Genomic DNA, 24,539 nt, shown 5'->3' on the forward strand with positions numbered 1-24,539 from the left:
CGACATATGGCGACGTGGCGGCCATGTCAGACCCGTCCGCCACGCATTGCCCGACCAATTCCCGCCCCTTCCCTTGGCGATAACGATCAAGGGGGACGAGCACGGACAGGGACGCGCGGGCGCCTCCCCGCACCCGGTCTCCACGCGAAGGGAAGAGCATGGCACTCACAGGAAACCGGCCGCTCGCCGCGGCCGCCGCGGCGCTCGCGGCCGCCGGCGCGTCCGCCCTGACCGCGCCCGCCCTGACCGCGCCCGCGCTGGCCGACTCCGGCGCGCGGACGTACCAGGCGGTGCTCGATCCGCTGAACCACCAGAAGGGCTCCGGGACCCTCACCCTCGAACTGGACGGCCGCACCGCCACCGTCACCGAGCACTACTCCGGGCTCGCGGGCCTCCTCGACGGCGAACCGTACCCGCACCTCCAGCACGTCCACGGCGGCGCCGAGGGCCGATGCCCCGCACCCGGCGCCGACGCCGACGGCGACGGCGTCGTCAGCACCGCCGAGGGCGAACCCTTCTACGGGCCCGTCCGCACCACCCTCTCCGTCCGGGGCGAGACCACCCCCGCCGCCGGAACCGACCTCGAGATCGCGCCGCACGGCGCCGCCCTCGACTACGAACGCGTCATCGAACTCGACGACGCGACCCTCGCGTCGCTCCGCGACGGCACCGCGGTCGTCGTCGTCCACGGCCTCGACCCCTCGCTGATCGGCGAGAAGGCCCGGAGCGCCGGCAGCGACCTCGTGCCCGGGGTCCCGCTCTCCGTCACCGCGCCCGCCCTGTGCGGGGCGCTGCGCCCCATGGCCGCGCACGGCGCCGACACCGGCGCCGGCACCACCGGCGGCACCCGCGTCCTCGGCGCCGGCCTCATCGCCCTCGCCGGCGCGGCCCTCGCCCTCGCCGCGCGGCGCCGCACCGCCTGATGCCGTCCCGGGGCCGCGCGGCCGGACCCCGCGTCCGGCTCGCGGCCCTCGCGGCCACCGCGCTGACCGCCACCACCGGCGTCGACCTCCTGGCCCCCGCCGGACCCCCGCGAGCCCCGGCACCGTCCCGCGCCCCGGCGCCCGCGCCCGAACCGGCGCCGGCGCCACCGGCGCTCGCGCCGTCCCGCCCGACGACGATCACGATCCCGTCCATCGGCGTGCGCTCCAGCCTCCTGCCCCTCGGCCTCGCACCCGGCGGCGCCCTCGACGTCCCCCGGGCGCCGCACGAGGACCTCGCCGGCTGGTACACGGGCTCCGTCACCCCCGGCGAGCGCGGCACCGCCGTGATCCTCGGCCACCGCGACTCCCGCGCCTCCGGCCCGTCCGTCTTCCACCGGCTCGGTACCCTCGACCCCGGCGACGCCGTCCGCGTCCGCCGTGCCGACGGCACCACGGCGGTCTTCACCGTCGACACCGTCCGCCGCCACGCCAAGAGCGACTTCCCCGCGAAGGCCGTCTACGGCCACACCCCGCACCCGTCCCTGCGCCTGATCACCTGCGGCGGCGCCCTCCACGACGGCCGCTACCTCGACAACATCGTCGTCTACGCCCGCCTCTCCGCGTAAAGCATCCCTCGCATCGGGGTCAAATTCCGGCCTTGAGCTGGCATGATGAACGAGGGAAAAATCCGCGACCGGGGGTGAGAGATGGGCGCATCGTGGGACGGCCCTTCCTGCCGGGCCTGCAAGGGCAGGGGAGAGATCGTCTACGCGCGCGGCGACAACCGCATCACCCTGCAGTGCGAGGACTGCACCGGCAGCGGCCGCGCCGGCACCGCGCCCGCCGGTCCCCGCTTCCGCACCGACGGCCTCCGCGGCCCCGTCTACGCCACCGGCTACCAGCTCGGCTGCTGGACGTGCTTCGGCGCGGGCGTCGTCCTCACCCCGACCTTCGCCCAGCGGCCCTGCCCCGACTGCCCCCGCGACTGACCCGCCCGCGCCCCCCGATCGTCCCGCACGCGCCCCGCACGCCCGTCCACGTCAGAGCCGCGGAAGCACCCGTGCGATCGTCTGCTCCAACCGCAGCACGGCGATCGGCTCTCCCGCCAGCCCCTTGATCGCCGCAAGCAACTCCCCGAGCCCCCCGGGATAGTCGAGACACGTCGTGACGATCGCGTAGACGTCCGTGCGCGCCGTGGCCTGCCGCGGCACCGAGCCGGCGATCTCCCCCCGGAGCACCCCCAGCACCTGCTCCCGTCCCGACTCGGACGCCATCAGCGGCACGTCGAGCATCCGATCCACCACCTCGAACACCGCCCCGGGCGGCACGGCGCCCGGCGCCGCCGCCACCCCGGCACCGTCCACCCCGCCCGCCCGCAGGACGTCGTGCGCCGCGACCGCGGGAGCCGGCGGCCGCTCCGCGACCTCCGCCCCGCCCCCGGCCGCCGAACCGTTCCCCCCGCCCTGCTCCGCCCGCGGAGCCCCCGCACCGGGCACCCGGACCCACGCGGCGCCCTCCGTCTCCTTCACCGCGATGCCGATCGGCCGGTACTCGTCCGGATCGACCAGCCCGGGCCCGTGCCTCACCACGTCGTCGTACACCCGCTGCGACACGACCACCGCGAGCGCCATGCCCGACTCGTCGAGCGCGTCCTTGAACGGCTGCGCGTCCAGGATCCGGAACGCGTGGTTCACGGCCGTCCCCACGACCCCGTTCCCGTCGTGACGGGCCTCGCCGGTGTGCACCGCCGCCCGCAACCTGATCTTCGCCACGTCCGCCGCGGCCTTGTTGTACCGCCGGAGCTCGGCCCTCAACGTGTCCACGACCGTCGTCAGCAACGCCTCCGTCCCGACCGTCGGCCGCACGAGCACCATGGCCCCGTCGCCCCGGTCCTCGCGGTAGCGGTCCGCGGGCTCCACGCCGCCCGCCCGCAGGCTCACGTCGATCTGCCGGTACATCGCGTCCCGCATGATCCGGCGGACGTCGTCCGTCCGGGCCGTGTCCCCGAACGCGGCGATGTCGAAGGCCAAGATCACACACGCTCCGTGCGGCGTCCATCGTCCGCCCTGCTCGTCCACGGGGAGTTCCCCGAGCTCGTCGGTGCTCATAACAGGCCCCTTCCGCCTCGGTCCTGTTGTGGAGGGGTGTTTCCTCCGGTCCCGGAAGCAGAACCCGGCAGACCTTGCCACGATGGGCCAAAAGTCGATCCATGGCTCCGGAAGAACACACGTCTCTTTGCTTCACATGGTTAGATCTGGGAACGGACGTCTCGTGGTGAAGATCCCGCACCGGTCCGAGACCCGGGATGGTCGCGTGACCGTGAGAAGGAGGCTTGGTTGGGGGACACAGGCGACGAAGGTCGGTCGTTTCTGATCGACGTGAGCGACGTCTCCCTGCGGCAGATCGAGGCGATCGAGTCGACGGTGATCGGCAGGGCCCTACAGCAGGTGCTCGACGAGTCGTACGGGCCCCAGGAGGCCGTGGCGGGTTTCGACGCCTTCCAGTCTCCCGTGGACGACGCCGGCGGTCCGCTTTCCCGTTGAATTCGTCGGCGGCCCGCCGCGGCACGGCACCGGCTCGGCGCGTTCGCCTTTCTCTCGATGCGTCCGCTCAGAGGGGAATCGGCTCGATCACGCATTCCAGCAGCCTCCCTTCCCGTGCCGCCAGGATTTCCGGATGGTCCCGGCCCAGGGATTCCTGAAGCGAGACGAGCGGGTCTTCGACGGGGCCGTCGCGCCGCAGCGACCTGCTGATCACCCGGTGGTTGTGCGTGCAGGCCAGCGTGTAGGGATGGCCCGGTCCGTACCGGTGACCGAAGCGCGCGAGCGTCTCCGCCGACCGGATATGGGCGGCCTCCAGCCGGTTCATGCGGTAGAGGTCGTGCACGAGCCCGACCGAGCAGCAGAGCGAGTAGTAATGGTCGGGGCCCAGCAGGCGGGTCAGCGCCCGGAGGGTCGTGTCGTCGATCGCCCGCGCCGGTTCGTGGCCGCCGAGGGCGCGCAAGGTCGCCGTGAGATCCGTGGTGCACGCGTAGACGAACGGGTGGTCGCGGCCCATGACCGACCGGTACCCGGTGAGCGCGGTCTCGGCCAGGAGCCGCCCGCGTTCGGCGTCGCCCGTCCGGACACAGGCCAGCGCCAGGACGCGGCGCGCGGCGAGCGTGTCCTGATGGTGCTCCCCGAAGCGTTGCAGGTGCAGCCGATGGGTCTCTTCGGCCAGCCGCAGCGAGTCGGTGTAGGAGCCGAGCTGGCGCAACGTGGCGGCCTGGCTCATCTCCGCGTGCAGGACGAAGGCGTGGTCCGCGGGGAGGGGGCCCTGCATCCGCTCGAGGGCGTCCTGCTGGAGCTCCGCCGCCCGCCAGTACAAGCCGAGCCCGTGCAGGTCGCGGGCGAGCTGGTTCATGGCGAGGAGGGTGCTGCGGTGAGCGTTGCCGAACTCCGACCGCAGGCGGCCGAGGGCGTCCGCGTCGATCTCACGGGCCTCCCGGAACTCTCCCAGCAGGCGCAGATCGATGCCGACGTTGTTGGCCACCCGCAGGGTCTCCAGATGCCCGCGCCCGAACATGCGGTCCATGCGTTGCAACGTGTCCCGGTCCAGATCCAGCGCCTGGACGAAGTCTCCGCGCAGGCGCAGGTCGGCGGCCCGGCTGCTGGCGGCCCGGAGCGTCGCGAGGCTGTCGGGACCGAAGCTGCCGGCCGTCCGCCGGTAGACGTCGGCGTTCAGCGCGGCGGCGGCCGTGACGTCGCCGAGGGCGCGCAGCACCGTGCCGAGTTCCCGCCCGGCCATCAGCACGGACGCGTCGTCCTCGCCCCACTCCCTGCGCCAGTGCGCGAGGGCGAGTTCGCCGAGGGCCCGGCTCCCCTCGAAATCACCCCGCAGGTAGAGGTAGCGCATCTGGTCGAGCGCGATCTCCCGGACGTCGGCGGTGGACCCGTCGATCACACCGGCCGGGATCACGTGCGGTGCGATCTGCCAGCGGAGCGCCCAGGTGCTCTCATCGTCGGGCGCCGCGGCCGGAGTCGCCGCCGCGAGGAGGCGGTGCACGAGGTCGCGCGTCGCGGTCCGCTCCGCTTCCGGCACCTTGTGCTGCAGCATCGTGCGGACCAGCCGGTGCACCTGGATCCGCGGCGCGTCCGCGTCGATGTCGAAGCGGCCCAGTGAGTACCGGGCGATCGCGGTCATCATGGCGCGCAGCGCATCCGGGTCCTCCAGTGCGGAAGGGACGTCCGCACCGGGCTGCCGCGCCGACGCGCCCGCCGAGAGAAGCTCCGCCGTCACCGGTTCCGGCCCGAAGAAGACCAGGATCTCCAGCAGCCGGCCGGCCCCCGGATCCTCGCTCCGCAGGCCCTCGAAGGAGATCTCGAGCGCCGCGGCGAGTTCCGCCGGGTAGTCCGGCAGCGGCCCGCCGGACGACTCCCCGAGCCGCTCGTCCAGCAGCCGCAGATACTCCGCGCTCGGACGGCCGGTCGCCGCGTGCCAGGCCGCGACCTGCTCGACGGCGAGCGGCAGGTCGCCGACCCGCTCGGCCAGGCGTTCGGCGTCCCGGGGCGGCAACGCCGCGGCACGGCGGCGCAGCAGCGCGACGCTCTCCCGCCGCTCGAAGAAGCCGACCTCCGCGATCGAGGTGATCTCCCGCCAGCGCTGGTCGCGCGACGTGACCAGCAGGTGCCCGTGCGGGGACGACGCGGCCGGCGGCGGCCCGGGAACGACGGGCATCAGCGGGAGCAGCCCGTCGGGATCCGTCGCGTTGTCGTAGATCAGCAGCCAGCGCCGGAACGGCCGCCCCCGCCGCAGCGCGTCGAGCACGTGCTCGACCGTGCGGTTGACGTCGTCGCTCAGGGGCGTCCCGAGGACGGACGCGAGTTCGGCGAGCGACGACCGCGCCAGGGGCGCCTGCTCGGCGGGAACCCACCAGACGAGGTCGTAGTCGTCCAGGTGCCGGTGCGCGTACTCGACGGCGAGCTGCGACTTGCCCTGGCCGCCCAGTTCGTGCGGTGGCGCCGGCAAGAGGGTGGTGACCCCGTCCCGCAGGCGCCGGCGGACGTCGCGCAGGAGCGCGTCCCGGCCGACGAAATCGGGATTCCTGGCGGGGAGCCCGCCCCCCAGCAGGGGGCGGGCGGAGGCGGCCGGGGGCTGGACCCGCTGTTCGGGAAGACGAGGACGGCCCGGGAGGTGCGCGCCCCCGGGGTCGTCCGTGAGGGCGGACGGGTTCGCCGGTCTCATGGGGAGCCGCGCGGCGAGCCTGGCGTACGGTCCACCGATCCGGTGCAGCACATGGGCGGCGACCTGCGCGAACGGCAGATCGTCCTGGAGATCCTCCGTCTCCTCCTCGAGCGCGCGGAGCAGCGCCGGGAAGTCGAGGGGAGAGCCGAGGCGCTCCCGGACGACGTCCCAGACCTTCCGCAGCACGAACAGCGCGTCCGCGCGTTTGAGGCCGCCGAGGAGGACGTCGCGGACACCGTCGTGGAACTCGTACAGAACCTCGTCCGGCGCAGGGGCGGTGCCGTTCTCGTCGGCTCTGCGCATGAGGCCGCCGAGGAACACCTCGGCGAGGTGCGTCTGGTTCGTCTGCGGCAGGACGGCGTGCTGGACGAGCGACATCACCTTCAGCCGCAGCGGCGCCGCCGCGAGATGGCACGCGAGCCGGAACGCCTTGGGTGAGGCGCCGGCCCGGAAACGCATGACCCGCTCGCGCGGAGAGAGGTCCTCCACGCCCTCTTCCTCGGGCTCCTTCGGCGGCTCGGAACCCGTGAACATCGCCATGGTGCTGATCTGGCGGGCGCCCCCGCCGACCAGCTCCGCCCATGGCCGGAGCCACCGCGGCGACAGTTCCAGCACGGGGATCGCCGTGCCCGGAGGGACGAGGAAGCCGTCCCGGGAGTCGACCGAGAGCCGGCTGTTCGGCAGCCCGGCCTGGCCGGCCCGGATCCGGACCGGTTCGACGAGCGTCCCGCAGCGGCCCCACAGCCGTTGGGGGAGCGGCTGGACGATCGCCACGGGACCGGCGTCCGCCCACCGCTCGAGCAGGGCGGCGACCCGCCCGTCGAGCCAGGCGCGGCCGATGCAGTCGCTGACGACCAGGACGATCCGGCGGCGGGTCGGATCGATCAGCTCGTTGGGGTTCCGTACCTGTGCGCCGCCTCCCGTGGTGAGGGCGAGCACGCCGTCATCGGTGTTCAACCGCCACATCCGCACGTCGCGGAACGCTCCGAGCCGCTCCAGCAGCGTGTGGAGCTCACCGATGATCCTGGTCCACACCACCATCGAGGCGCTGTCGTCGGCGACGAGCGCGAGCTCGAAACAGCGTTCCGGCGCCGGCTCCATCACGGGGCGCCAGATGCCGGTGTCGGCGATCCACTGCGCCGTCGCGTCCTCGGCCAGGTTCTGGACCGTCCGCGACGAGACGTGCTCGCGCAGCGGCCGCAGCGCGCGTGCGAGGTCCAGGGCCCCGGGGATCGCGGGCAGCGCCGGGCTCCGCACGATGCCGTCCGCGCCGGCGCCCGGGTGGGCGAGGTGCAGGGCCGCCTGCGGCGCCGCGGCGGCCGGGGCGGCGCCGTCCGGACGGGTGCGCGGTTCGGGATCGGCCGGCTCGGCGGGCGGGGGCTCGGGCGGCGCGCCGCGGTCCCCTTCCGCGGCCGGCGGCTCCGGCACCGGCCCGGCGTCGTCCGCGTGCGGCGGCAGCAGCCGCGCGAGCCAGAGCGCGTCGGCCAGTTCCCTGGCGGTGGGACGGGGATCGAGCCGGCTCAGCGCCTCGATCACCTCGTCGAGGCCCCCGTTCATCCCGATCCGGCCGTGCCCAGCGGGCGCAGGATCGACTCGATCATCTCTTGCAGGGTGCCCTCGGGCGGCCGGGAGCCCGACGTGCACAGGTAGACGGCGTTGAGAAGCTGGTCCGTCGCGAGGTCGCCGTGTTCGCGGCGGCTCAGGAAGTCGTTGATCAGGTCCGTGCTCGCCTGCCGGGCCTCGGGCCCGAAATGCGCTTCGACGATCTCGGCGAGCCGCTGGGCGTCGGGCGGCTCGATCACCAGCCGCACGCAGCGGCGCAGGAAGGCCGGCGGGAACTCCCGTTCCCCGTTGCTGGTGATGACGACGAGGGGGAAGGCGCTGCACTGGACCTTGCCGCGGGTGACCGGCACGCGGTCGTTGCCCTTGGCCGGCAGGACATGGACCACCTCGTCCTCTTCCGGCAGCCGCTCCAGCTCCGGGACGGTGAAGCCGCCTTCCTCGAAGACGTTCAGCAGGTCGTTGGGCAGATCGATGTCGCTCTTGTCGAGCTCGTCGATCAGCAGTACGCGGGGTCGTTCCCGCGGCAGCAGCGCGGTTCCCAGCGGCCCGAGGCGGATGTAGCGCCCGATGTCGGGCGCCTGAGCGGCCGCGCCCGAGGCGGTCGCCTGGCGCAGACTCGTCTCGTGGAGGCGCCCGATGGCGTCGTATCGGTAGAGCCCGTGCTCGAGCGTGGCACGGCTGGTGATCGGCCAGTAGAGGACCGGCCCCAACCCCAGTTCGTGCGCCACGTTGAACGCGAGCGTCGACTTGCCGGTGCCGGGCTTTCCGGTGACGAGGAGCGGACGCCGCAGGTGCAGGGCGACGTTCACCATCGTGATCACGTTCGGATCCGGCCGGTAGGACACGGCCCGCTCGAGCGCGCCGGGCCCCAGACCGGGCGCGGACCTCCCGCGGTCGAACCGCCGCCACGGCGGCGGCTCGGGCAGCGCCCGCAGGCCGTCGTGAGGCGTGCCCTCGCCGCGATAGATCAGCCAGTCGCCCGGCCTCTCGCCCGGATCCGCGTGCTTCGTCACGACATCCTCCTCGCCGGCGCTCAGGCCGGGGCCTTCAGTAGTCCGTGGTGCTCGGGGAACCGGTCGGCGTCGTCGAACAGCAGGGTCAGTTCCAAGCCCAGGTGGTCGGCGTCGGGTTCGCGGTCACTGGTCAGCACCGCTTCCCGGCGCAGGGCGAGCACGCTGTCGGGAAGCGCGAGCGCGCCGTGCGAGACCAGCTCCCGGAACTCCTCGGTGAACTTCCGGGGGGACCGGCCGTTCCGGCACCAGGCGATGATCGGGGCTCCGGCCTGCAAGGCGATGCGGAGTTCGTCGGGAGCTCCGCCGCCGTCCGCGCGGGGCGGGAAGGCCAGGGCCAGGCACACGGACGAGGGATCGGCCAGCAGCATGTTGTACAGGCTTTCGCCCCGGTACTCACCCGGTTGTGTCACCCAGCACACTTCGGCGCCGTGGGGATTGTCACGAAGCCAGCTCCATTTGCGCCGCCAGGCGGGGTGGTAGTTCTGCTTCTGCATCCGGTCGAGACTGCGCACCACGACGGGGTGTTCGATGCCGAGTCGTCGCTCCAGCCCGTCCACGGTGATGCGGAACTGGTCGAGCGGAGTCCTGCCGAGAAGGTTCAACGGCAGGACGAACTCGAGCGTCAGCTCCGCCATCGGCGGCCGGTTGACGACCTGCGGCTCCTCGGTGAGGAGTTCGACGATCAGCGCGGGAAGGCCGGTGACCGGCATCGGGTCGTCGTCCTCGCACCGGAGCATGATGCCGTGACCGTCGTCCGACTGCAGCCAGGCGGAGACCAGGTACCGGTCGGGCGACGCTCCGTCCGGCCGGAACGCGATGACGAGGTACCTGCGCGGTCGTTCTCCCAGCAGAGCGGCGCGTTCCCGGCGCGCGTGGACGACGTGCGCCACGCCGAGCCGCGCGGCCGCGCGCTCCGACCACCGCAGAAGGCGCATGCGCAAGGGGCCGCCCGTCCGGACCGCGAGTTCCTCCACGAAGTTCAATAGTGGCGGCACGCCGTCCTCGTCGACGTTGAAGTCCTCCAAGCCGTCCAGCACCGGCCAGATGTCCCCGGTGTCGATGGTCAGATCGGCCGGTTCCGCGACGGTCCAGAACAGCTCGCGGACCACTTCCTCGCGCAGCGCGTCGGGATCGCCGTTCTGCAGGACTTTGACGAGTTCGTGGAGCGCCCGGCGCTCCCCGGATTCGAGCAGGGGTTCCGGCAGTAGCGCCGAAGCGACCCGGCGGATGTTCGCGAAAGTGCTGCTTCCCCCATGGAAACGTTCGATGACCTGGAGGAACGCGTGAAGTGCGCCGCTGTGTTCGAGGCATCCCTCGACCAGGCACCACAGGTCGACGAAGTCGCGTTCGTCGCGCCGGACCGGCAGGGGGATTCCGAGTTCCTTGCGCACGATCGAGAGGTAGAGGTCGCGGTTCTTCTGCTTCTGCAGCGCGTCCAGGCGCCACATCCCCTCGACAAGCCGGTTGATGTCGTCATTGCCTAGCGACGATGTCACCTTCAGCCACGCCCCCTCGGATGCCGTCGCATGGACGGCCGTCGTCGGTGGGGTCATGGTACGCGTTCAGTGGACGTCGTGGGCGGTGTGGAACCAGGTACATACGGAGGAGCAATGGGCGCACGCGGCGTTTCAGTTGAGTCTTCCTGCGGTGCAGCCCGTAGACGCTGACTCCCAGCGCAACGCACAGTGTCAAAGCGAGAACGGTCGCGCTCGCGGACCGCGGCGTGGAGACCATGGAGAGCAGATAACCGGAGAAAGACGCCCCCAGCGGGACTGCGCTGCCGGTGACGAAATTGTTGATGCCGGTCACCCGGGCCAGCATCGCATCGGGAACGTGCGTGGCCAGGTGAACGGTGAGCGCGACGTTGACGTGCGCACCGAGCAGGCTGATGACGCCCCAGGCCGCGAAGCCCGCGATGGGGTGGTCGAAGACCCATACGGCCGCGATCGCGGCCGCCCAGCCCCAGACGCAGACGAAGATGGCCAGGAACTTCCGCCGCTTGCGCACCAGCCGTGGGGCCGCGACGGCCCCGAGCGTTCCGCCCAGTCCGGACGCGGTGAACAGCAGACCGATCACGGCGCTCGACTCGAACGTGCGTTCGGCTTGGACGATGAGCATCAGAAAGATGATCTGGAAGGCGAAATTGGTCGCGCTGCATACGATCAGCAGCATGCGCAGAAAAGGATCGCGTATCAGTTGCCTGGCGCAGTCTCGCAGGTTGCTTTCGCGGGCTTCCTTATCGGCCGTCCGTGGAGACTCGGTGTCGCCCCGTTGTATTTTCAGGATCATGAACACGGAGAACAGCGAGGTCAGCGCGTCCACGATGAACGGGTAGGACCTGTTGCAGCCGTAGAGGAACCCGCCCAGCGGGCGCCCCAGGAGCAGGGCGATATGGCTGCGCGCCTCGTTTCTCGCCATCGCGTCGGGGAGCGCGTCGACCGGCACGATGCGCCGGATCAGGGTCGCCTCGGCGAGGTTGTACAGCGATGCCAGAGTGCCGTCCGCGGCCGCCGCCCCGAGCAGCAGCGGGGCGGGATCGGCCATGGTCAGGAGCCCGATGACGAGCACGAGCGCGATGGCGAACCGGGCGCTCTGGCAGGCGATCATCACCGAGCGCCGGTCGAGGCGGTCGACCAGGACGCCGGCCGGGAGATAGAGCAAGAGGCTTGGGAACGTTCCCGCCGCGGCGACCCATCCGGCGAAGACCGCGGAATGGGTCAGTGACAGTGCGAGCAACGGCAATGCGATGGCGGCGTTCATGCGCCCGAGATGGGAGGCGGCCGAGCCGAGCCAGAGGCGCGAGAAATTCCGCGGAAGCGCCGCTTCGGCGTGCCGCCCGCTCGTCCGGCGGGACCGATGACCGTCGGTCTCTCCCGCGCGGCTCACGGTGACCGTCGACGGGGCTCGGCCGAGGCCGGCGGGCGTGCGGACCGAAACCGAGGTGGACGGTCGTTATCCCAGCGAACCGGATAGCAGGTGCGCAACACCCAAAAAGGGCACGACAAAGATACTCCGTACCGAGCGCGGAAGAGTCGTTCGCCAAAGCGTCTAGCTCAGGGCAAACTCTAGTCGCGCCGGTAGACGAGATGCGGGGATTTGGGCAACCCGAGCCCGGATCCAAACGGTTGCTTGTGCGATGTCGTACCCTCTGCCGCTCGACCGACTCGAGAGGGGAGGGCGTCCCCGAACCTCGCCCGGCCGTCCGGGCGACGGTCGCGATCCTTGGGCGCGCGCCGCGCTCGCCCCGGTGCGGAGCGGACGCGACCCGGGCGACCCGTGCAGGGGCGGCCTCAGTCCGCGGTGGCCGCGTCGATCGAGGGATGGAACAACTTGCTGTCGAAGCCGGCCGCGGCGACCTCTCCGCGCGAGGGATCGAGGACGCTGCGCAGCGCGTCCTCGATCACGCGGTCGCCGAGTTCGTCGAGTTCCTTCAGGGAGAGCCCCGTCAGGTCGATGACGACGTCCGGGCTGCTCGAATCGATGTACGACATACCTCGGTCCTCGGGTCGGTATTGAATGGGGACGATGTCGTCGTGGCGGAAAGATCGCCCAAGCGGGCGAGGTCCTTATCATGGATTTTCGCAGACACCGGACCCGGCGGCCACCCCCGCGGCGAGTGATCCATTGAAGAAAACGGTGCGCCCCGCGATTGCGGACGTCCTTAATCGCGTATCGGCCGGTCCGGATCGTGGTCATCTGCGCCTTGGAGCGCTGATGGGGTGCCATCTGTGTCGCATGACCTGTTCTGTTCGTCACCGTAGTGGGATATTGCTGTTCTGAAACTTAGGATTACGCCAGGACGGCCCCTATGACGAGGTGCTCTGGCGGTTCTCGGAGGTGGACGCGTGTCTCTGCCGGTGTCGGCCAGGATCGGACGTGCGTCGGGAGCGATGCCCGAGGTTTGGGGCAGAGTCCCGCAGCGGAACAAGAACTTCACCGGCCGGGAAGAACTGCTCAACCGGCTGAGGGCCGGGATCTCCAGTGAGGTGACCGCCGTCGTCCCGCACGCCTTGCAGGGGTACGGCGGCGTCGGCAAGACGCAGATGGCGATCGAGTACGCCCACCGGTTCAAAGGCGACTACGACCTCGTGTGGTGGGTCCCCTCGGACCAGCCGGCGCTGGTCAAGCCGACCCTCGCCGCGTTGGCCCCGCACCTGGGGCTCCCCCCGGTCAGCTCGATGGGCATCGAGGAGGCCGCCAACGCCGTCCTGGACTGCCTGCGCAGAGGCGAGCCCTATGCGCGCTGGCTGCTGATCTTCGACAACGCCGACCAGCCGGAGGACCTCCGCGACAACCTCCCGCAGGGGGACGGGCACGTCCTCATCACCTCGCGCAACAACCGGTGGGAGGCGGTCGCCGCGACGGTCGCGGTGAACGTCTTCACCCGCGAGGAGAGCATCGAGTTCCTCAAGAAGCGGGTGCCGCGCGCGATCACGGCCGAGGACGCCGGCCGGCTCGCGGACGAACTCGGCGACCTTCCCCTGGCCCTGGAGCAGGCCGGGGCGCTGCAGGCGGAGACGGGGATCACCGTCCAGGAGTACCTGGAGCTGCTGGCCGACCGCACGAGTCAGCTGCTGGCCGAGGGAAAACCCACGGAGTACCCGGTGTCGATGACCGCCGCTTGGAAGCTGTCGGTGGACAGCCTGTCCGAGAAGGTGCCCGAGGCCGTCGACCTGCTCCGCTGCTGTGCCTTCTTCGGGCCGGAACCGATCCCGCGCGATGTGTTCGTCCGCGTCCCCGAGGGCGTCCAGCAGCCCCTGGCCGAACTGCTGGCCGACCCGATCCGGCTCTCCAAGGCGATCCGTGAACTGGGGCGGTACGCGCTGGCCAGAGTCGACTCCAAGAGCCGCACCGTGCAGATCCACCGGCTGATCCAGGCGTTGCTGCGCGACGAGATCGCGGAGCCGGCCCAGGAACGCCTGCGCGACGACGTGCACCGGCTGCTCGTGGAGGCGGCGCCGCCGGACGTCGGTCCGGAGACGTGGCAGCGGTTCGCGGACCTGCTCGGCCACATCGAACCCGCGGAGGTGGGCGAGAGCCACGATCCGAAGGTCCGCCGCTTCGCCATCACCGTGGTCAAGTACCTGTACGAGATCGGTGACTATTCGCTGGCCCGCCGGCTGGTCGAGCAGTTCCTCGACCGCTGGGCGAGGGACAGTTCGGAAGGCGACCCGGAGATTCTGCGCGGAAGGTTCTATTACGCGAACGTGCTGCGTGCGCTCGGCGAGTTCGGCGCGGCGTACGATATCGACAGCGTCGGCCTGGAACAGGCGGAGCGTATTGTCGGAGCGGAGTACGAGGACGCGTTGCGGTTCCGCAACAGCCTTGGTGCCGACCTGCGCGCGCGCGGCGATTTCCGTCAGGCGCTGGAGCACGACCGCCACTCTCTCGACCTGCACAAGCAGGTGTACGGGCCCAATCACATCTCGACCTACCTGGTCATGAACAACCTGGCTCTCGGGTATGGCCTGAACAGTGACTACGCGCACGCCCGCGACCTGCATCAGCAGGCTTACAAAGGCCTCACGGCCCACAGTTCGGCGTCCACCCCGAGCATTCTGAACGCCTGGAACGGGCTCGCTCGCGCGGTCCGGTTGTGCGGCGACTACCTTGAGGCGTGCGACATCGGTGAGGACGTGTACAGCTACGGGGTCAGCGAGTTGACGGCGGAGCACCCCTGGGCGCTGCGCTCGGGCACCGACCTCGCCATCGCCTACCGGCGGCTCGGGGAGGACCTCGACAGCGCCCTCGAGCTGTCACAGGAGGTGCACGGGCGGTTCGTGCGGCTTTATGGGCTGAACCATCCGGACACGCTCGCCGCCGCGATGTGCCTGGCCAATATCCAGCGGACGATCGGTGAGAAGGAGGCGGCCTTCGAATTGGCGGAGGACACCGTCCGCCGGTACCCCAAGGCGTACGGCGCGGAGCATCCGTACAACTACGGCTGCATCGGCAACCTGGCGATCCTGCACCGGGTGTTCGGCGACTCCGCCAGTGCGCGGGAATTGAACGAGCGGGCTCTGGCCGGGCTGCGCAACGTCCTCGGGCACGATCACCACTACGCGCTCACCGTGGCGACGAACCTGGCGAGCGACCTCGCGGAGCTGGGGGAGCTGGACGACGCCGTCCGGCTCGGCGAGGGGACGCTGCGGCGCCTGAAGGTCACGCTGGGGGACGAGCACCCGATGACCCTCGCGTGCGCGGCGAACCTGTCGGTGGACCTCGAGAAGGCGGGCCGGAAGGACGAGGCGTCGCGGCTGTACAAGGAGACGATGGACGGCTACGTCCGGACGCTCGGGCTCGACCATCGGGACGCGGTGGTGGCGGCGGAGCGGCGGCACCTGGACTTCGACTTCGACCCGCCGCCGATCTAGAGGCCCTGCAGGGCGGGCGGGGCGCCGTGGGTGGCGCGCCAGGCCGCGAGGTGGGCGCCGGCGGCCTGCTCCGCGCGGGCCAGTGCCTCGGACGGGACGGGCTCGGCCAGCCAGGGCCGCAGGGTGTTCGACATCTCGCCGACGAACCGTTCCCCTTCGGGGGTCAGGCCGCCGGTGGCGGCGAGGGTCCGGACGATCAGGTCCGTGGCGGTGCGCCAGCGTGCGAAGTCGGTGTGGGCGCGGAGGGCTGAATCGCCTGTTTCGTGACGTCGCTGGGTGCGCCAGAACGCGGCGATGGCGAGGTGCGCGTAGGCCCCTTGGAGGAGACCGGAGACGGGACGGGGGTCGGCTCGCCACGGCGCGTAGTAGCGGCCGCCGTCGTCGGGGCGGGTGAGGGGGACGACGTCGAGCAGGCCGGTGAGCTTGGTGTGCGCGACCTCGTGGGCGAGGGTCACGGCGAAGAAGAGCGCGTCGGGCGGTGTGGAGAGGCCGATGTTGCCGAAGGCGTGCTTCGGGGTGGCGCTCGACTGGCCCTGGGCCGGCGGGACCAGGGGGGTGAGGACGGTCAGGGCCCCGGAGATCTCCTCGGCGACGGCTTCGTGGTGGGCGCGCAGGATGCGCCGGGCGTCGGTGAGGGTCGTCCGCCAGTGGGCGAGTTCGGACGGGGTGAGGCGGCCGGGGAGCGCGGTGCCGCCGGGCATCCGGTCGGGGTCGTGGTCGTCGAGGAGCAGTTCGTCGTCGAGGCGGCGGACGGCCTGCCAGCCCGGGGCGTCGGTGTGGAGGTCGCGGGGGAGCGCGAGGTCGCCGATGCGGGCGCCCGAGCGGTCGACGGCCACGCGCGCGGCGGGCGTCCGGACGAACGCGCGGCCGAGGGACGGCAGGACGATCGCGCCGTCGCGGGACGGGACGTCGATCGTGCACGGGCGGCGCGCGCGGACCGCCGCGGCGGCCGCGAGGGCCGCGAGCTCGGCGGGGTTCGCCCGTCCGTGTTCGCGGCCGGTGAGGACCAGGAGGGTGCGGCGGGCCCACTCGCCGACCGTGGGGTAGCGCAGGACGGTCTCGACGGCGCCGGGGTCGGTCTCCTGGATGCGGGCGAGCAGGTCGTAGGCGCTGGCCGTCTCGCGGGGCGCGGCGTCGCGGACGCCGCGCAGGAGCAGGAGCCGTTTGCTGTACTGCGCCTTGCGGAGGAGGTCGAGGGCCTCCTCACCGCCGCCGCCCGCGGCGAGGGCGAGGAAGGTCTTCTCGGGGATCTCGTGGCGGTTCACGTGCTCCTCCGTTTGATGTCGTCCACGTCGCGGGCGACGGCGTCCCGGATGTGCGTGATGAGCCGGAAGAGGTCGCGGCAGTAGACCGAGGGGTTGGCGAAGCCGGTGCCGGACCGGTAGCGGTGCGCGTAGAGGCCGCCGCCGCAGACGCGGTGGACGGGGCATGCGCGGCACTCGGCGGACAGGGCGCGCCGGCCGATCTGGCGGGCGGCGATCGCGGGGAGCATGAGGGCGGCGTCGAACGGGTCGCGGCGCACGTGCAGCGACGTGTGCGCCGCTCCCTCGTAGGCCGACTTGAGCGTGTCGACCTGCTCGATGCTCCCGTCCGTCTCGACGACGGCGACGGCGACGGGGGAGACGCCGATGGACTCGCTGTGCGAGGGGCGGCCGAGCAGCAATCGGATGATCTCGGAGAACAGGCGGACGCGGGTCTCCCGCGCGGGCGCGCGGTACCAGCGGTCGAAGACGGCGATGAGCCAGTCGGCGTAGGGGGTGCCGTCGGAGGGGAGGCCGGGGGGCGCTTCTTCCCAGTTTCCGTGGGGGAGCAGGAAGTCCATGGCCGGGGGGCGGTGGGCGAGCAGGGCCTCGTAGGTGGTCACCGGGTCGTTGTCGAGGTCGATGGCGCACAGCAGGCCGCTGAACAACCGCCGTTGCGCGGACGTGAGCCGGTGCAGGCCGAGGGTGACGGCCTGGTGACTGCCCTCGCCGTTCTTGCGGAGCCGGTGCCGGTCGTGGCCCTTCTCGTCGCCGTCCAGGCTGACGCTCACGTATACGTCGTGCTCGTCGAACAGTTCCAGGAAGGACGAATCGAGCAGCACGCCATTCGTCTGCACATGGAAACCGACGGAAATGTCGGGGCGGGCCGCCGAACCAATCGTCTGCAACGCATACCGGATGTGCTCCACGCCGGCCAGCAAGGGCTCGCCGCCGTGCAGGATGACGTCGACGCGGGGCAGGTCGTTGTGCCGCGCGTGCTCGGCGATCCGGGCGGCGACCTGGTCGATCGTGGTGCGGGACATGCGGCGGGGCTGGCGCCGCCAGCCCTGGTCCGCCATCTCGTACATGTAGCAGTAATCGCATGCCAGGTTGCAGCGGCTGTGCATCTTCAACACGAATTGCCGGAACGGCGTGGGACGCCAGCCCTCTTCGAGGAGAGTCTGGACGTTCAGCGCGGCGGGCCATTCGGTGTCCGGTGTCCCGCCCATCGTCACGCTGATCAACTCCCGAAGCGAGAAACGGCTGCGCGTTACGATAACCCGGATATACGGGCGGGTGCACGCGTGAAATTCTCAGCCCAGGGCGCGTTCTGCCTGATTCCAGAAATCGATGAGGGCGCGGGCCGTGGTTTCGGGGGCCTCGACGGCGGGGGAGTGGGCCGCGGAGGGGATGACGACCCGGTCCGCGTTGAGGCGTTCCGCCATCGCGGCCTGCGTTTCGGGCCGCCAGGCGTCGTCGTCCTCGCCGTACAGGACGAGCGTGCGCAGCCCCGTGTCGGCGCAGTGTTTGGCCAGTTCGTCGGTGCGGTCGGGCGCGGTGAGGAGTTCGCGCGCCATGCCGATGAGGCTCGCCTCGGACGTGCCGAGCATGCGCCGCTTCAGGAAGTCGACGATCTCCAGGGGGACGCCCTTGGCGATCAGTTCGGGTTCCATGCTGATGTCCCAGATGGCCTGCATGCCCATCTCGGGAAGGGCGTCGCGCAGGGCGGCGGCGCGGGCACCGGTCGGGCCGGAAATGCCGGCGGGGCCCGACCCCATCAGCGTGTACGAGGCCGGGCGGACGAGGTCGGCGAGGACGGACTCGCGGGTGACGAGCCCGCCGAACGAGTGCCCGACGAGGTGCACGGGGTCCGGGCCGAGGACGTCCAGCAGCGCGGTGACGTCCTCGCCGAGGGCGGCGCGGCCGTAGCCGGACGGGTCGTCGGGCCCGGGCGTCTCGTACTGCCCGCGGAGGTCGATCGAGACGACCCGGCGGCCGGACGCGGCGAGGGGCTGCAGGACGGCGAGGAAGTCCTCCTTGCTGCCGGTGTAACCGGGCACCAGCAGGGCGGGACGGCGCTCGGACACCCCCGAACCCGGCAGGGCCTCCAGGGCGGCGAAGGAACCGCGGGAGGTCTCGAGCGTCGTGCGGCCGACGCCGGTGGGCAATCTCAGGAACCGGGGCGTACTCACGGGGCGCCACCATACTAAACGGGCCCCGGGCCGGGCCCGGCGCGACGGCGCCGCCCTGGTAACGTCCACAGCGTGCAACCCAAGCCGGCCGTGTCCGCGCATCGGCGGGACGAGGCGGGGCTGGACGGCCTCCGGGAGGCGGCCGAGTCCGGCGCCGAGTACGTGGAGATCGACATCCGGCGGACGGGCGACGGGAGGCTGGTCGTCCATCACGACGCGACGGTGGGCGGGCTCCCGCTGAAGCGGCTGGCGTACGACCGGGTGCGGGAGCTGTCGCCGCGTCCGGTGCCGCTGGTCGAGGACGCCATGGAGATCATCGCCGGGAAGGCGCGGGGGCATCTGGACCTCAAGGAGCGCGGCTGCGAGCACGAGACGGTCGCGCTGGCGCTGGAGGCGTTCGGCCCGCAGTTCGTCGTCACGACCGGCGAGGTGTCCTCGCTGATCGAGATCAAGGCGCGGTTCCCGCAGGCGGTGACGGCGCTGTCGGTCGGCCGCAACCTGTGGGAGCGGGGCGCCGCGCACGATTTCGCGCCGCTGCCGCTGATCCGCCGCGCGGGCGCCGACATGGTCGCGCTGAACCACCGGCTGGCGCGGGTCGGCGTGCTGCGGCAGTGCGCGCGGGCCGGGTTCCCCGCCATGATCTGGACGGTGAACGCCGAGCCGGTGATGCGCCGGTTCCTGGGCGACCCGCGCGTGGCCGTCCTGGTCACGGACCATCCCGCGAAGGCCCTGGCACTGCGGGACGGCTGATCAGCAGCGGGTCTCGGCCTTCCACGCCGCGAGCAGCCGCAGAGCGGTCTGCGAGGGCGATCCCTCCTCGACGGTGTGCGCGACGAGCGCCTGGTCGGGGTCGTCGGGAAGCCGCAGGGTCTCGAAGCCGAGGTCGAGCCGTCCGGGGGGCGTCCGTGGCCGAGTCCAGGAGCCGGCGGAGCCCCGCACGGACGCGCCGGCCGGAGCCCTCGCCCGGGGCGGCTCGTCCGCAGGCTCGTGCCCGCCGGGTGGCCGGACGCACGTGCGGCCCGGCGCGCGCGAGGCGTGCCGGGCGGTCGGGTGTGCGGCGCCGAGGACCGCGAGGCGGAGCGGGTGCCTCGCGGTCGCCGGACCGTCCGGGGCCGGGCGGCCCCGGGTCAGGCGGTCTGCGACTCCGTCGGCTCGCCGGCCGGCTTGCCCGCGCGGGTGCGGCGCCGGGTGCGGCTCCGCTTGCGCTCGGTCGCGACGGCGTCGACGACGTTGTCGTCCTTCGGCGCCGCCTGCTCGACCGGCTTGCCGCCGCGGGTGCGGGTCCGGTTGCGCTTGCGGCGCGGAGGCCGCGGACGCTCCCGCTCCCGCTCCCGCTCGTGCAGATGGCTGCGGGCCTTGCCGGTCTCGCCGATGTCCTCGAGTTCCTCGGCGTCCAGCCCGGCGCGGTCGTGCCGCTTCTCCTTGGGCGGCCGCCCCTTGGTGCCCTCGGGGATGCCGAGCGCCTCGAAGAAGTGCGGCGACGTCGAGTAGGTCTCCTCCGGCGCCGCGAACGGCAGGTCGAGCTGACCGTTGATCAGCTTCCACCGGGTGAGGTCGGACCAGTCGACGAGCGTGACGGCGACGCCCTCCTTGCCCGCGCGGCCGGTGCGGCCGATGCGGTGCACGTAGGTGTCGGCGCTGTCGGGGCACTCGTAGTTGACGACGTGCGTGACGTCGTCGACGTCGAGGCCGCGGGCCGCCACGTCGGTGGCCACGAGCACGCTGATCTTGCCGTTGCGGAACGCGCGCAGGGCCCGCTCGCGCTGGCTCTGCCCGAGATCGCCGTGCACGGCGGCGGCGTCGAACCCGCGCTGGGCGAGATCGGCCGCGACGCGGTCGCACGCGCGCTTCGTCTGGCAGAACACCATGGTCAGCCCGCGGCCGTCGGCCTGCAGCAGCCGCGCCAGCATCTCCGGCTTGTCCATCTGGTGGGCCTGGAAGACGTGCTGGACGACCTGCGGCGTGGCCTCCGACTCGGTGTGCGCCTCGGCGCGCACGTTCGTCGGCCGGGTCAGGTAGCTGCGCGACAGCGCGACGATCTCGCCCGGCATGGTGGCCGAGAAGAGCATCGTCTGCCGGACGTCCGGGACCTTCTTGATGATCCGCTCGATGTCGGGCAGGAACCCGAGGTCGAGCATGCGGTCGGCCTCGTCGAGGACGAGCACGCCGACCTCGGAGAGGTCGAGGTGCTTCTGCTTGACGAGGTCGAGGAGCCGCCCGGGGGTGCCGACGACGACGTCCACACCCTCCCGCAGCGCCGAGATCTGCGGCTCGTACGCGCGCCCGCCGTACACCGACAGCACGCGGGTGCCGAGCTTGCCGCCGGCGACCAGGAGGTCGTCGGTGACCTGCAGGGCCAGCTCGCGGGTCGGGGCGACGATCAGCGCCTGCGGCTTGCGGCCGCCGTGCCGGATCCGCTGCAGGACGGCGATGCCGAACGCGAGCGTCTTGCCGGTGCCCGTGCGGGCCTGGCCGATGATGTCGTGCCCGCCCAGCGCGATCGGCAGGGCGAGCTCCTGGATCGGGAACGCTTCAACGATGCCCTCTGTCTCGAGGGCGTCTGCTATCTCGGGTACGACCCCGAGTTCACGAAAGGTAGTCAGGGCTTTCAGCCTCCAATATGCGGGGTCCTCGCTCCCCGGTGCGGCGCGGCGCGGCGCCCGGGTCGGCCGGCTGCCGACGGGCGGGACGGTCGCGGGCCCTGTCATCCGAAGACAGGACCGGCCTCGGGCGGGCCGCACCGTCCGGGCGTGCCCGCCGGTCGCTTCCTGTGGCCGCGCGCTCGCGCGGGAGGGACCAGCCGTCAATCAAATTACTCGGCGACCGCAGTCAGGGGTCGAAAGCAGTCACTCGCTGTGGCTGCGTGCGGTCACACTCCGCGACGCAGTGTACCGACCGTTGAATGCATACACCAATAGCCGATCACCTGGCTCAACGCCGGGGCCGCCGGAGGTATTCCCCGGGGCCGCCCCGGACGGCCCCGCGGGCCTGCGCCATGGCGAACTCAAACCTCCGTCCGGGCGGCCACTTCCGGACACCCGGCGCGGCGCCGGAGGCCCCGGCCCCGCCGCGATCCGTCAGGTGCCGAAGCCCACGCTGCGCTGCTCGTCGTCGACGATCTCCAGGTAGCCCACGCTGCGGGCCGGGACGAGCACGCGGCCGGCCCGGCGGTCCCGCAGCACGAGGACGCCGTTGTCCACGGCGAGCGCGTTGGCGAGCGACTTCTCGATCTCGTCGGCGGACTCCGCGGTCTCGACCACGAGTTCTTTGGGCATGGACTGCACGCCGATGCGAACCTGCACGTGATGCTCCCGTCGTCTGATCCGGCCCGCCGACGCCCGGCGGCCCCGCCTCCGATGGTCGCACGGAGATCGTCCTCCGCGCGGTCCCGGCGGGCGGGAACCGAGGGTCAGGACGTCCGGGGGAAACCGGAGATCCCGCGCCAGGCGAGCCGCGCGATGATCTTCTCGGCGGTGTCCTTCGGGATCGCCCGGTGCTGCGACAGCCAGTAGCGCGCGCTGACCTCGGCCATCCCGACCAGCCCCATGCCGAGCAGGTGCGCCTCGTCGCGGGGGGCGTCGGTGTCCTCGGCGATGACCTGGGCGATCATCTCGGCGCACTGCTGGTTGGCGCGGTCGACGCGGGCCCGGACGGGCGCCACGTTGCGCAGGTCGGACTCGAACACCAGCCGGTACGCCTCGCCGTCGCCGGCGACGAAGTCGTAGAACGCCTGCATGCTGGCCTGCACCCGCAGCTTGTTGTCCGTGGTGGACTCCAGCGCGTCGCGCACGGTCTTCACGAGCGCTTCGGCGTGCTCGTCGAGCAGCGCCAGGTACAGCTCGAGCTTGCCCGGGAAGTGCTGGTACAGGACGGGCTTGCTGACGCCTGCGCGCTCGGCGATCTCGTCCATCGCCGCCGCGTGGTACCCCTGCGCGACGAACACCTCCTGGGCCGCGCCGAGGAGTTGCCTGCGGCGCGCCATTCGCGGCAGTCGTGTGCCACGGGGGCGGGCGTCCGGGGTCGCGGTCACCACACTCTCCGATCACCGAATCAGTGCGACGGGTAAGGGTGTCCGTCGCGGGGAGACAATCCCATCATCCTACGCGCCGGTAACCTCGCGGGTCACTAACAAAGCCGACGTCGTTCCCACACGCAGGCCAGTGTATTTCCCTTCCGAACCTCCCAGGTTCCGGTCGAGGTTCCGGTCGGCCTCCGCTCGCAGAGCTCGCTCCGGCCGCCCGCGAAGCACCGCTTCTCCCTCTGCGGGGGCTCGTCCGTCCGGTCGCGGGGCTTGCTCCGGGCGGAGGCGAGGCACCCGCTTCTCCTTCTGCGGGGCCTCGTCCGCCGGTCGCGGGGTTCGCTCCGGGCGCCTGTGGACGGCCGTCCCTCCGCTGATGGGCGTGGGGCGCCTCGTCCGGGGTGCCGGGGCCTTGGGGCGGGGTCAGCGGTAGTCGTCTTCGTCGAAGGGGACCTCGCGGCTCTGCTCGGCCGCGTCGGCCTCGTTCGCGTCCATCGGGACGCGCGGGGCGGGCTCGGGGAGGTCCTCGCTCTCGTCGAGGACGGCACGCTGTTCGGCGGCGTCCGCCTCGGGGGCGTCGTCGGGTGTCTGCGCCAGGTCGTCGGTCTCGCTCATCGCGCTTCCTCCTCTGGTGTGGCCTGGGGTGCGGCGAGGCGTCCGGCCAGTTCGCGGAGGGGCGCCTCGACGGACTCGCCGTACGTCGGGAACGCGTGCACGACGTCGGCGAGCAGGCTCAGCGGCGTCCCGGCGCGAATGGCCAGCGCGATCTCGCTCATCCACTCCTCGGCGTGGAGTCCGGCCGCGGCGGCGCCGATCAGCAGACCGCGGGAACGGTCGGCGTACAGCTCCACCCGGCCCGGGACGTCGGCTTCGACCGCCGCTCGGGCCGTTGCGGCGAGGTCGTACCCGGCGGTGGCGACGTCTATGCCGAGTCCGGCCGCCTGTCCCGGTGTGATCCCCACCGCGTACACCGTGGGGGTCGTGTAGACGACGCGGGGGACGGCGCGGTAGTCGGCTTCGCGGCGGCCCCCGAGGAGGTTGGCGAGGACGACGTCGGCCTGGTAGCGGGCCGCGTGGGTCGTGCGGGCGATGCCGGTGACGTCGCCCGCGGCCCACACGCTGCCCTCGGCTCCCCGCACGCGGCAGGTGGCGTCCACGGGGACGCCCGGGCCGGGGGAGAGCCCGAGGGTCTCCAGGCCGAGGCCGGCGGTGCGGGGGCGGCGGCCCGCGGCGACGAGGACGCGGTCGGCGTCGAGGGTGCCGCCGTCCGACAGCCACAGCCGCAGGCCGGACTCCTTGCGCTCGATGCGCGCGACGTCCGCGCCGAGCCGCAGGTCGACGCCCGTCCGGCGCAGCGCGTCGGCTAGGACGTCGCCCGCGAACGGGGCCTCGGCGGTCAGCAGCCGCCCGGACGCCTCGACGACCGCGACCTGCGAGCCGAACGACGCGTACGCCTGCGCGAGCTCGCAGCCGACCGGGCCGCCGCCGAGGACGACCAGGCGGCGGGGCAGGTCGGGGACGGAGAGGGCGTCGTCGCTCGTCCACAGCGGGACGTCGGCGAGCCCGTCGACGGGCGGGATGACCGGTTCGCTCCCGGTGCAGACGACCAGTTCGGCGCAGCCGTACGCGGACCCGCCGACCTCGACGCGGCCGGGGCCGGCGACGCGGCCGCGCCCGCGCAGGACGGTCACGCCGGCCTCGGCCATCCGGGCGGCGGCGCGGTCGTCGGTGCGGCCGCCGGTGAGCGCGTCGCGGCGGGCGACGGCGAGCTCCCACGGCTCGCCGCGCCGCGCCGACAGCAGCAGCGACTTGGACGGCAGGCACGCGAAGTACGGCGCGATCCCGCCGACCAGGCGGTCCTCGACGAGCGCGACGTCGCGCCCGGCGCGGGCGAGGCCGGCGGCGATCCGTTCCCCGGCGGTGCCCCCGCCCAGCACCATGGCGTCGTAGTGGTGGTTCAACGGCCCCGGTCCTTCCCCCAGTGGTCACCCC

The 24,539-nt window shown here is 72.3% G+C and carries 21 protein-coding genes; 6 read left to right on the plus strand and 15 right to left on the minus strand.

Going from position 1 to position 24,539, the window contains the following annotated elements:
* Window positions 1-158: 158 nt before the first annotated feature.
* The 3 genes from ACFQ11_RS11915 (at window position 159) to ACFQ11_RS11925 (ending at window position 1,912) form a co-directional block, all read left to right on the plus strand.
* On the plus strand, window positions 159-923 hold the full coding sequence (locus ACFQ11_RS11915) for a hypothetical protein (protein ID WP_378298250.1): 765 nt from the start codon (window positions 159-161) through the stop codon (window positions 921-923).
* On the plus strand, window positions 923-1,549 hold the full coding sequence (locus tag ACFQ11_RS11920) for a class F sortase (protein WP_378298251.1): 627 nt from the start codon (window positions 923-925) through the stop codon (window positions 1,547-1,549). The genes ACFQ11_RS11915 and ACFQ11_RS11920 overlap by 1 nt, the downstream gene beginning before the upstream one ends.
* An 81-nt stretch (window positions 1,550-1,630) precedes the next feature.
* Window positions 1,631-1,912, plus strand: coding sequence for a hypothetical protein (locus tag ACFQ11_RS11925; RefSeq protein WP_378298252.1), 282 nt, complete (start codon window positions 1,631-1,633; stop codon window positions 1,910-1,912).
* 51 nt (window positions 1,913-1,963) lie between these two features.
* On the opposite strand, the gene ACFQ11_RS11930 is transcribed toward ACFQ11_RS11925, so the two are convergent.
* Window positions 1,964-3,031 (minus strand): effector-associated domain 2-containing protein, encoded by a 1,068-nt coding sequence (locus tag ACFQ11_RS11930; RefSeq protein WP_378298254.1) that lies wholly within the window; start codon window positions 3,029-3,031, stop codon window positions 1,964-1,966.
* Window positions 3,032-3,301: 270 nt separating this feature from the next.
* Here ACFQ11_RS11930 and fxsA (ACFQ11_RS11935) point away from each other — a divergent pair, with 270 nt between their 5' ends.
* Window positions 3,302-3,466, plus strand: coding sequence for an FxSxx-COOH cyclophane-containing RiPP peptide (gene fxsA / locus ACFQ11_RS11935; RefSeq protein ID WP_378298256.1), 165 nt, complete (start codon window positions 3,302-3,304; stop codon window positions 3,464-3,466).
* Window positions 3,467-3,533: 67 nt separating this feature from the next.
* Here the strand turns inward: fxsA (ACFQ11_RS11935) and fxsT (ACFQ11_RS11940) are convergent, their stop codons facing one another.
* The 5 genes from fxsT (ACFQ11_RS11940) to fxsA (ACFQ11_RS11960) form a co-directional block, all read right to left on the minus strand.
* Window positions 3,534-7,703: an FxSxx-COOH system tetratricopeptide repeat protein gene (fxsT, locus tag ACFQ11_RS11940; RefSeq protein ID WP_378298258.1), complete on the minus strand. Its 4,170-nt coding sequence runs from the start codon at window positions 7,701-7,703 to the stop codon at window positions 3,534-3,536.
* On the minus strand, window positions 7,700-8,722 hold the full coding sequence (locus ACFQ11_RS11945) for an AAA family ATPase (RefSeq protein WP_378298260.1): 1,023 nt from the start codon (window positions 8,720-8,722) through the stop codon (window positions 7,700-7,702). Before ACFQ11_RS11945 ends, fxsT (ACFQ11_RS11940) begins: the two co-directional genes overlap by 4 nt.
* Window positions 8,723-8,742: 20 nt before the next feature.
* Window positions 8,743-10,218 (minus strand): VMAP-C domain-containing protein, encoded by a 1,476-nt coding sequence (locus tag ACFQ11_RS11950; protein ID WP_378298262.1) that lies wholly within the window; start codon window positions 10,216-10,218, stop codon window positions 8,743-8,745.
* Window positions 10,196-11,608 (minus strand): MFS transporter, encoded by a 1,413-nt coding sequence (locus ACFQ11_RS11955; RefSeq protein WP_378298264.1) that lies wholly within the window; start codon window positions 11,606-11,608, stop codon window positions 10,196-10,198. The genes ACFQ11_RS11950 and ACFQ11_RS11955 overlap by 23 nt, the downstream gene beginning before the upstream one ends.
* A 404-nt stretch (window positions 11,609-12,012) precedes the next feature.
* On the minus strand, window positions 12,013-12,213 hold the full coding sequence (gene fxsA, locus ACFQ11_RS11960) for an FxSxx-COOH cyclophane-containing RiPP peptide (protein WP_378298266.1): 201 nt from the start codon (window positions 12,211-12,213) through the stop codon (window positions 12,013-12,015).
* 399 nt (window positions 12,214-12,612) lie between these two features.
* On the opposite strand from fxsA (ACFQ11_RS11960), the gene fxsT (ACFQ11_RS11965) reads away from it, so the two are divergent.
* Entirely contained in the window at window positions 12,613-15,096 is a 2,484-nt protein-coding gene (gene fxsT / locus ACFQ11_RS11965) for an FxSxx-COOH system tetratricopeptide repeat protein (RefSeq protein WP_378298268.1), read from the plus strand.
* On the opposite strand, the gene ACFQ11_RS11970 is transcribed toward fxsT (ACFQ11_RS11965), so the two are convergent.
* The 3 genes from ACFQ11_RS11970 to ACFQ11_RS11980 form a co-directional block, all read right to left on the minus strand.
* On the minus strand, window positions 15,093-16,361 hold the full coding sequence (locus tag ACFQ11_RS11970; RefSeq protein WP_378298270.1) for an HEXXH motif domain-containing protein: 1,269 nt from the start codon (window positions 16,359-16,361) through the stop codon (window positions 15,093-15,095). The two genes, fxsT (ACFQ11_RS11965) and ACFQ11_RS11970, sit on opposite strands and share 4 nt — an antisense overlap.
* Window positions 16,358-17,572, minus strand: a complete 1,215-nt coding sequence (locus ACFQ11_RS11975) for an FxsB family cyclophane-forming radical SAM/SPASM peptide maturase (protein WP_378298367.1) — start codon at window positions 17,570-17,572, stop codon at window positions 16,358-16,360. Before ACFQ11_RS11975 ends, ACFQ11_RS11970 begins: the two co-directional genes overlap by 4 nt.
* Before the next feature lie 78 nt (window positions 17,573-17,650).
* Window positions 17,651-18,529 (minus strand): alpha/beta fold hydrolase, encoded by an 879-nt coding sequence (locus ACFQ11_RS11980; protein WP_378298272.1) that lies wholly within the window; start codon window positions 18,527-18,529, stop codon window positions 17,651-17,653.
* A gap of 72 nt (window positions 18,530-18,601) precedes the next feature.
* Here ACFQ11_RS11980 and ACFQ11_RS11985 point away from each other — a divergent pair, with 72 nt between their 5' ends.
* Window positions 18,602-19,279 carry a glycerophosphodiester phosphodiesterase gene (locus tag ACFQ11_RS11985; RefSeq protein WP_378298274.1) on the plus strand — a complete coding sequence of 226 codons (678 nt, stop codon included), beginning with the start codon at window positions 18,602-18,604 and terminating at the stop codon, window positions 19,277-19,279.
* On the opposite strand, the gene ACFQ11_RS11990 is transcribed toward ACFQ11_RS11985, so the two are convergent.
* The 6 genes from ACFQ11_RS11990 to ACFQ11_RS12015 form a co-directional block, all read right to left on the minus strand.
* Window positions 19,280-19,468, minus strand: a complete 189-nt coding sequence (locus ACFQ11_RS11990) for an MmyB family transcriptional regulator (RefSeq protein WP_378298276.1) — start codon at window positions 19,466-19,468, stop codon at window positions 19,280-19,282.
* A gap of 188 nt (window positions 19,469-19,656) precedes the next feature.
* Window positions 19,657-21,237, minus strand: coding sequence for a DEAD/DEAH box helicase (locus tag ACFQ11_RS11995; RefSeq protein WP_378298278.1), 1,581 nt, complete (start codon window positions 21,235-21,237; stop codon window positions 19,657-19,659).
* Window positions 21,238-21,606: 369 nt separating this feature from the next.
* Window positions 21,607-21,831: a DUF3107 domain-containing protein gene (locus tag ACFQ11_RS12000; protein ID WP_378298280.1), complete on the minus strand. Its 225-nt coding sequence runs from the start codon at window positions 21,829-21,831 to the stop codon at window positions 21,607-21,609.
* 107 nt (window positions 21,832-21,938) lie between these two features.
* Window positions 21,939-22,559, minus strand: coding sequence for a TetR/AcrR family transcriptional regulator (locus tag ACFQ11_RS12005; protein ID WP_378298282.1), 621 nt, complete (start codon window positions 22,557-22,559; stop codon window positions 21,939-21,941).
* A 411-nt stretch (window positions 22,560-22,970) separates the two neighbouring features.
* Window positions 22,971-23,162, minus strand: coding sequence for a hypothetical protein (locus tag ACFQ11_RS12010; RefSeq protein ID WP_378298284.1), 192 nt, complete (start codon window positions 23,160-23,162; stop codon window positions 22,971-22,973).
* Window positions 23,159-24,508: a dihydrolipoyl dehydrogenase family protein gene (locus ACFQ11_RS12015; RefSeq protein WP_378298286.1), complete on the minus strand. Its 1,350-nt coding sequence runs from the start codon at window positions 24,506-24,508 to the stop codon at window positions 23,159-23,161. The genes ACFQ11_RS12010 and ACFQ11_RS12015 overlap by 4 nt, the downstream gene beginning before the upstream one ends.
* Window positions 24,509-24,539 lie beyond the last annotated feature (31 nt).

The sequence above is a fragment of the Actinomadura sediminis genome, assembly GCF_042675525.1.
GTDB classification, from domain to species: domain Bacteria; phylum Actinomycetota; class Actinomycetes; order Streptosporangiales; family Streptosporangiaceae; genus Spirillospora; species Spirillospora sediminis.

Excerpts from the sequence above, each read along its gene's own strand:
- ACFQ11_RS11915 (WP_378298250.1), top strand. The coding sequence starts at position 159 with ATGGCACTCACAGGAAACCGGCCGCTCGCCGCGGCCGCCGCGGCGCTC.
- ACFQ11_RS11920 (WP_378298251.1), top strand. The coding sequence starts at position 923 with ATGCCGTCCCGGGGCCGCGCGGCCGGACCCCGCGTCCGGCTCGCGGCC.
- ACFQ11_RS11925 (WP_378298252.1), top strand. The coding sequence starts at position 1,631 with ATGGGCGCATCGTGGGACGGCCCTTCCTGCCGGGCCTGCAAGGGCAGG.
- ACFQ11_RS11930 (WP_378298254.1), bottom strand. The coding sequence starts at position 3,031 with ATGAGCACCGACGAGCTCGGGGAACTCCCCGTGGACGAGCAGGGCGGA.
- fxsT (WP_378298258.1), bottom strand. The coding sequence starts at position 7,703 with ATGAACGGGGGCCTCGACGAGGTGATCGAGGCGCTGAGCCGGCTCGAT.
- fxsA (WP_378298266.1), bottom strand. The coding sequence starts at position 12,213 with ATGTCGTACATCGATTCGAGCAGCCCGGACGTCGTCATCGACCTGACG.
- fxsT (WP_378298268.1), top strand. The coding sequence starts at position 12,613 with ATGCCCGAGGTTTGGGGCAGAGTCCCGCAGCGGAACAAGAACTTCACC.
- ACFQ11_RS11995 (WP_378298278.1), bottom strand. The coding sequence starts at position 21,237 with ATGACAGGGCCCGCGACCGTCCCGCCCGTCGGCAGCCGGCCGACCCGG.
- ACFQ11_RS12010 (WP_378298284.1), bottom strand. The coding sequence starts at position 23,162 with ATGAGCGAGACCGACGACCTGGCGCAGACACCCGACGACGCCCCCGAG.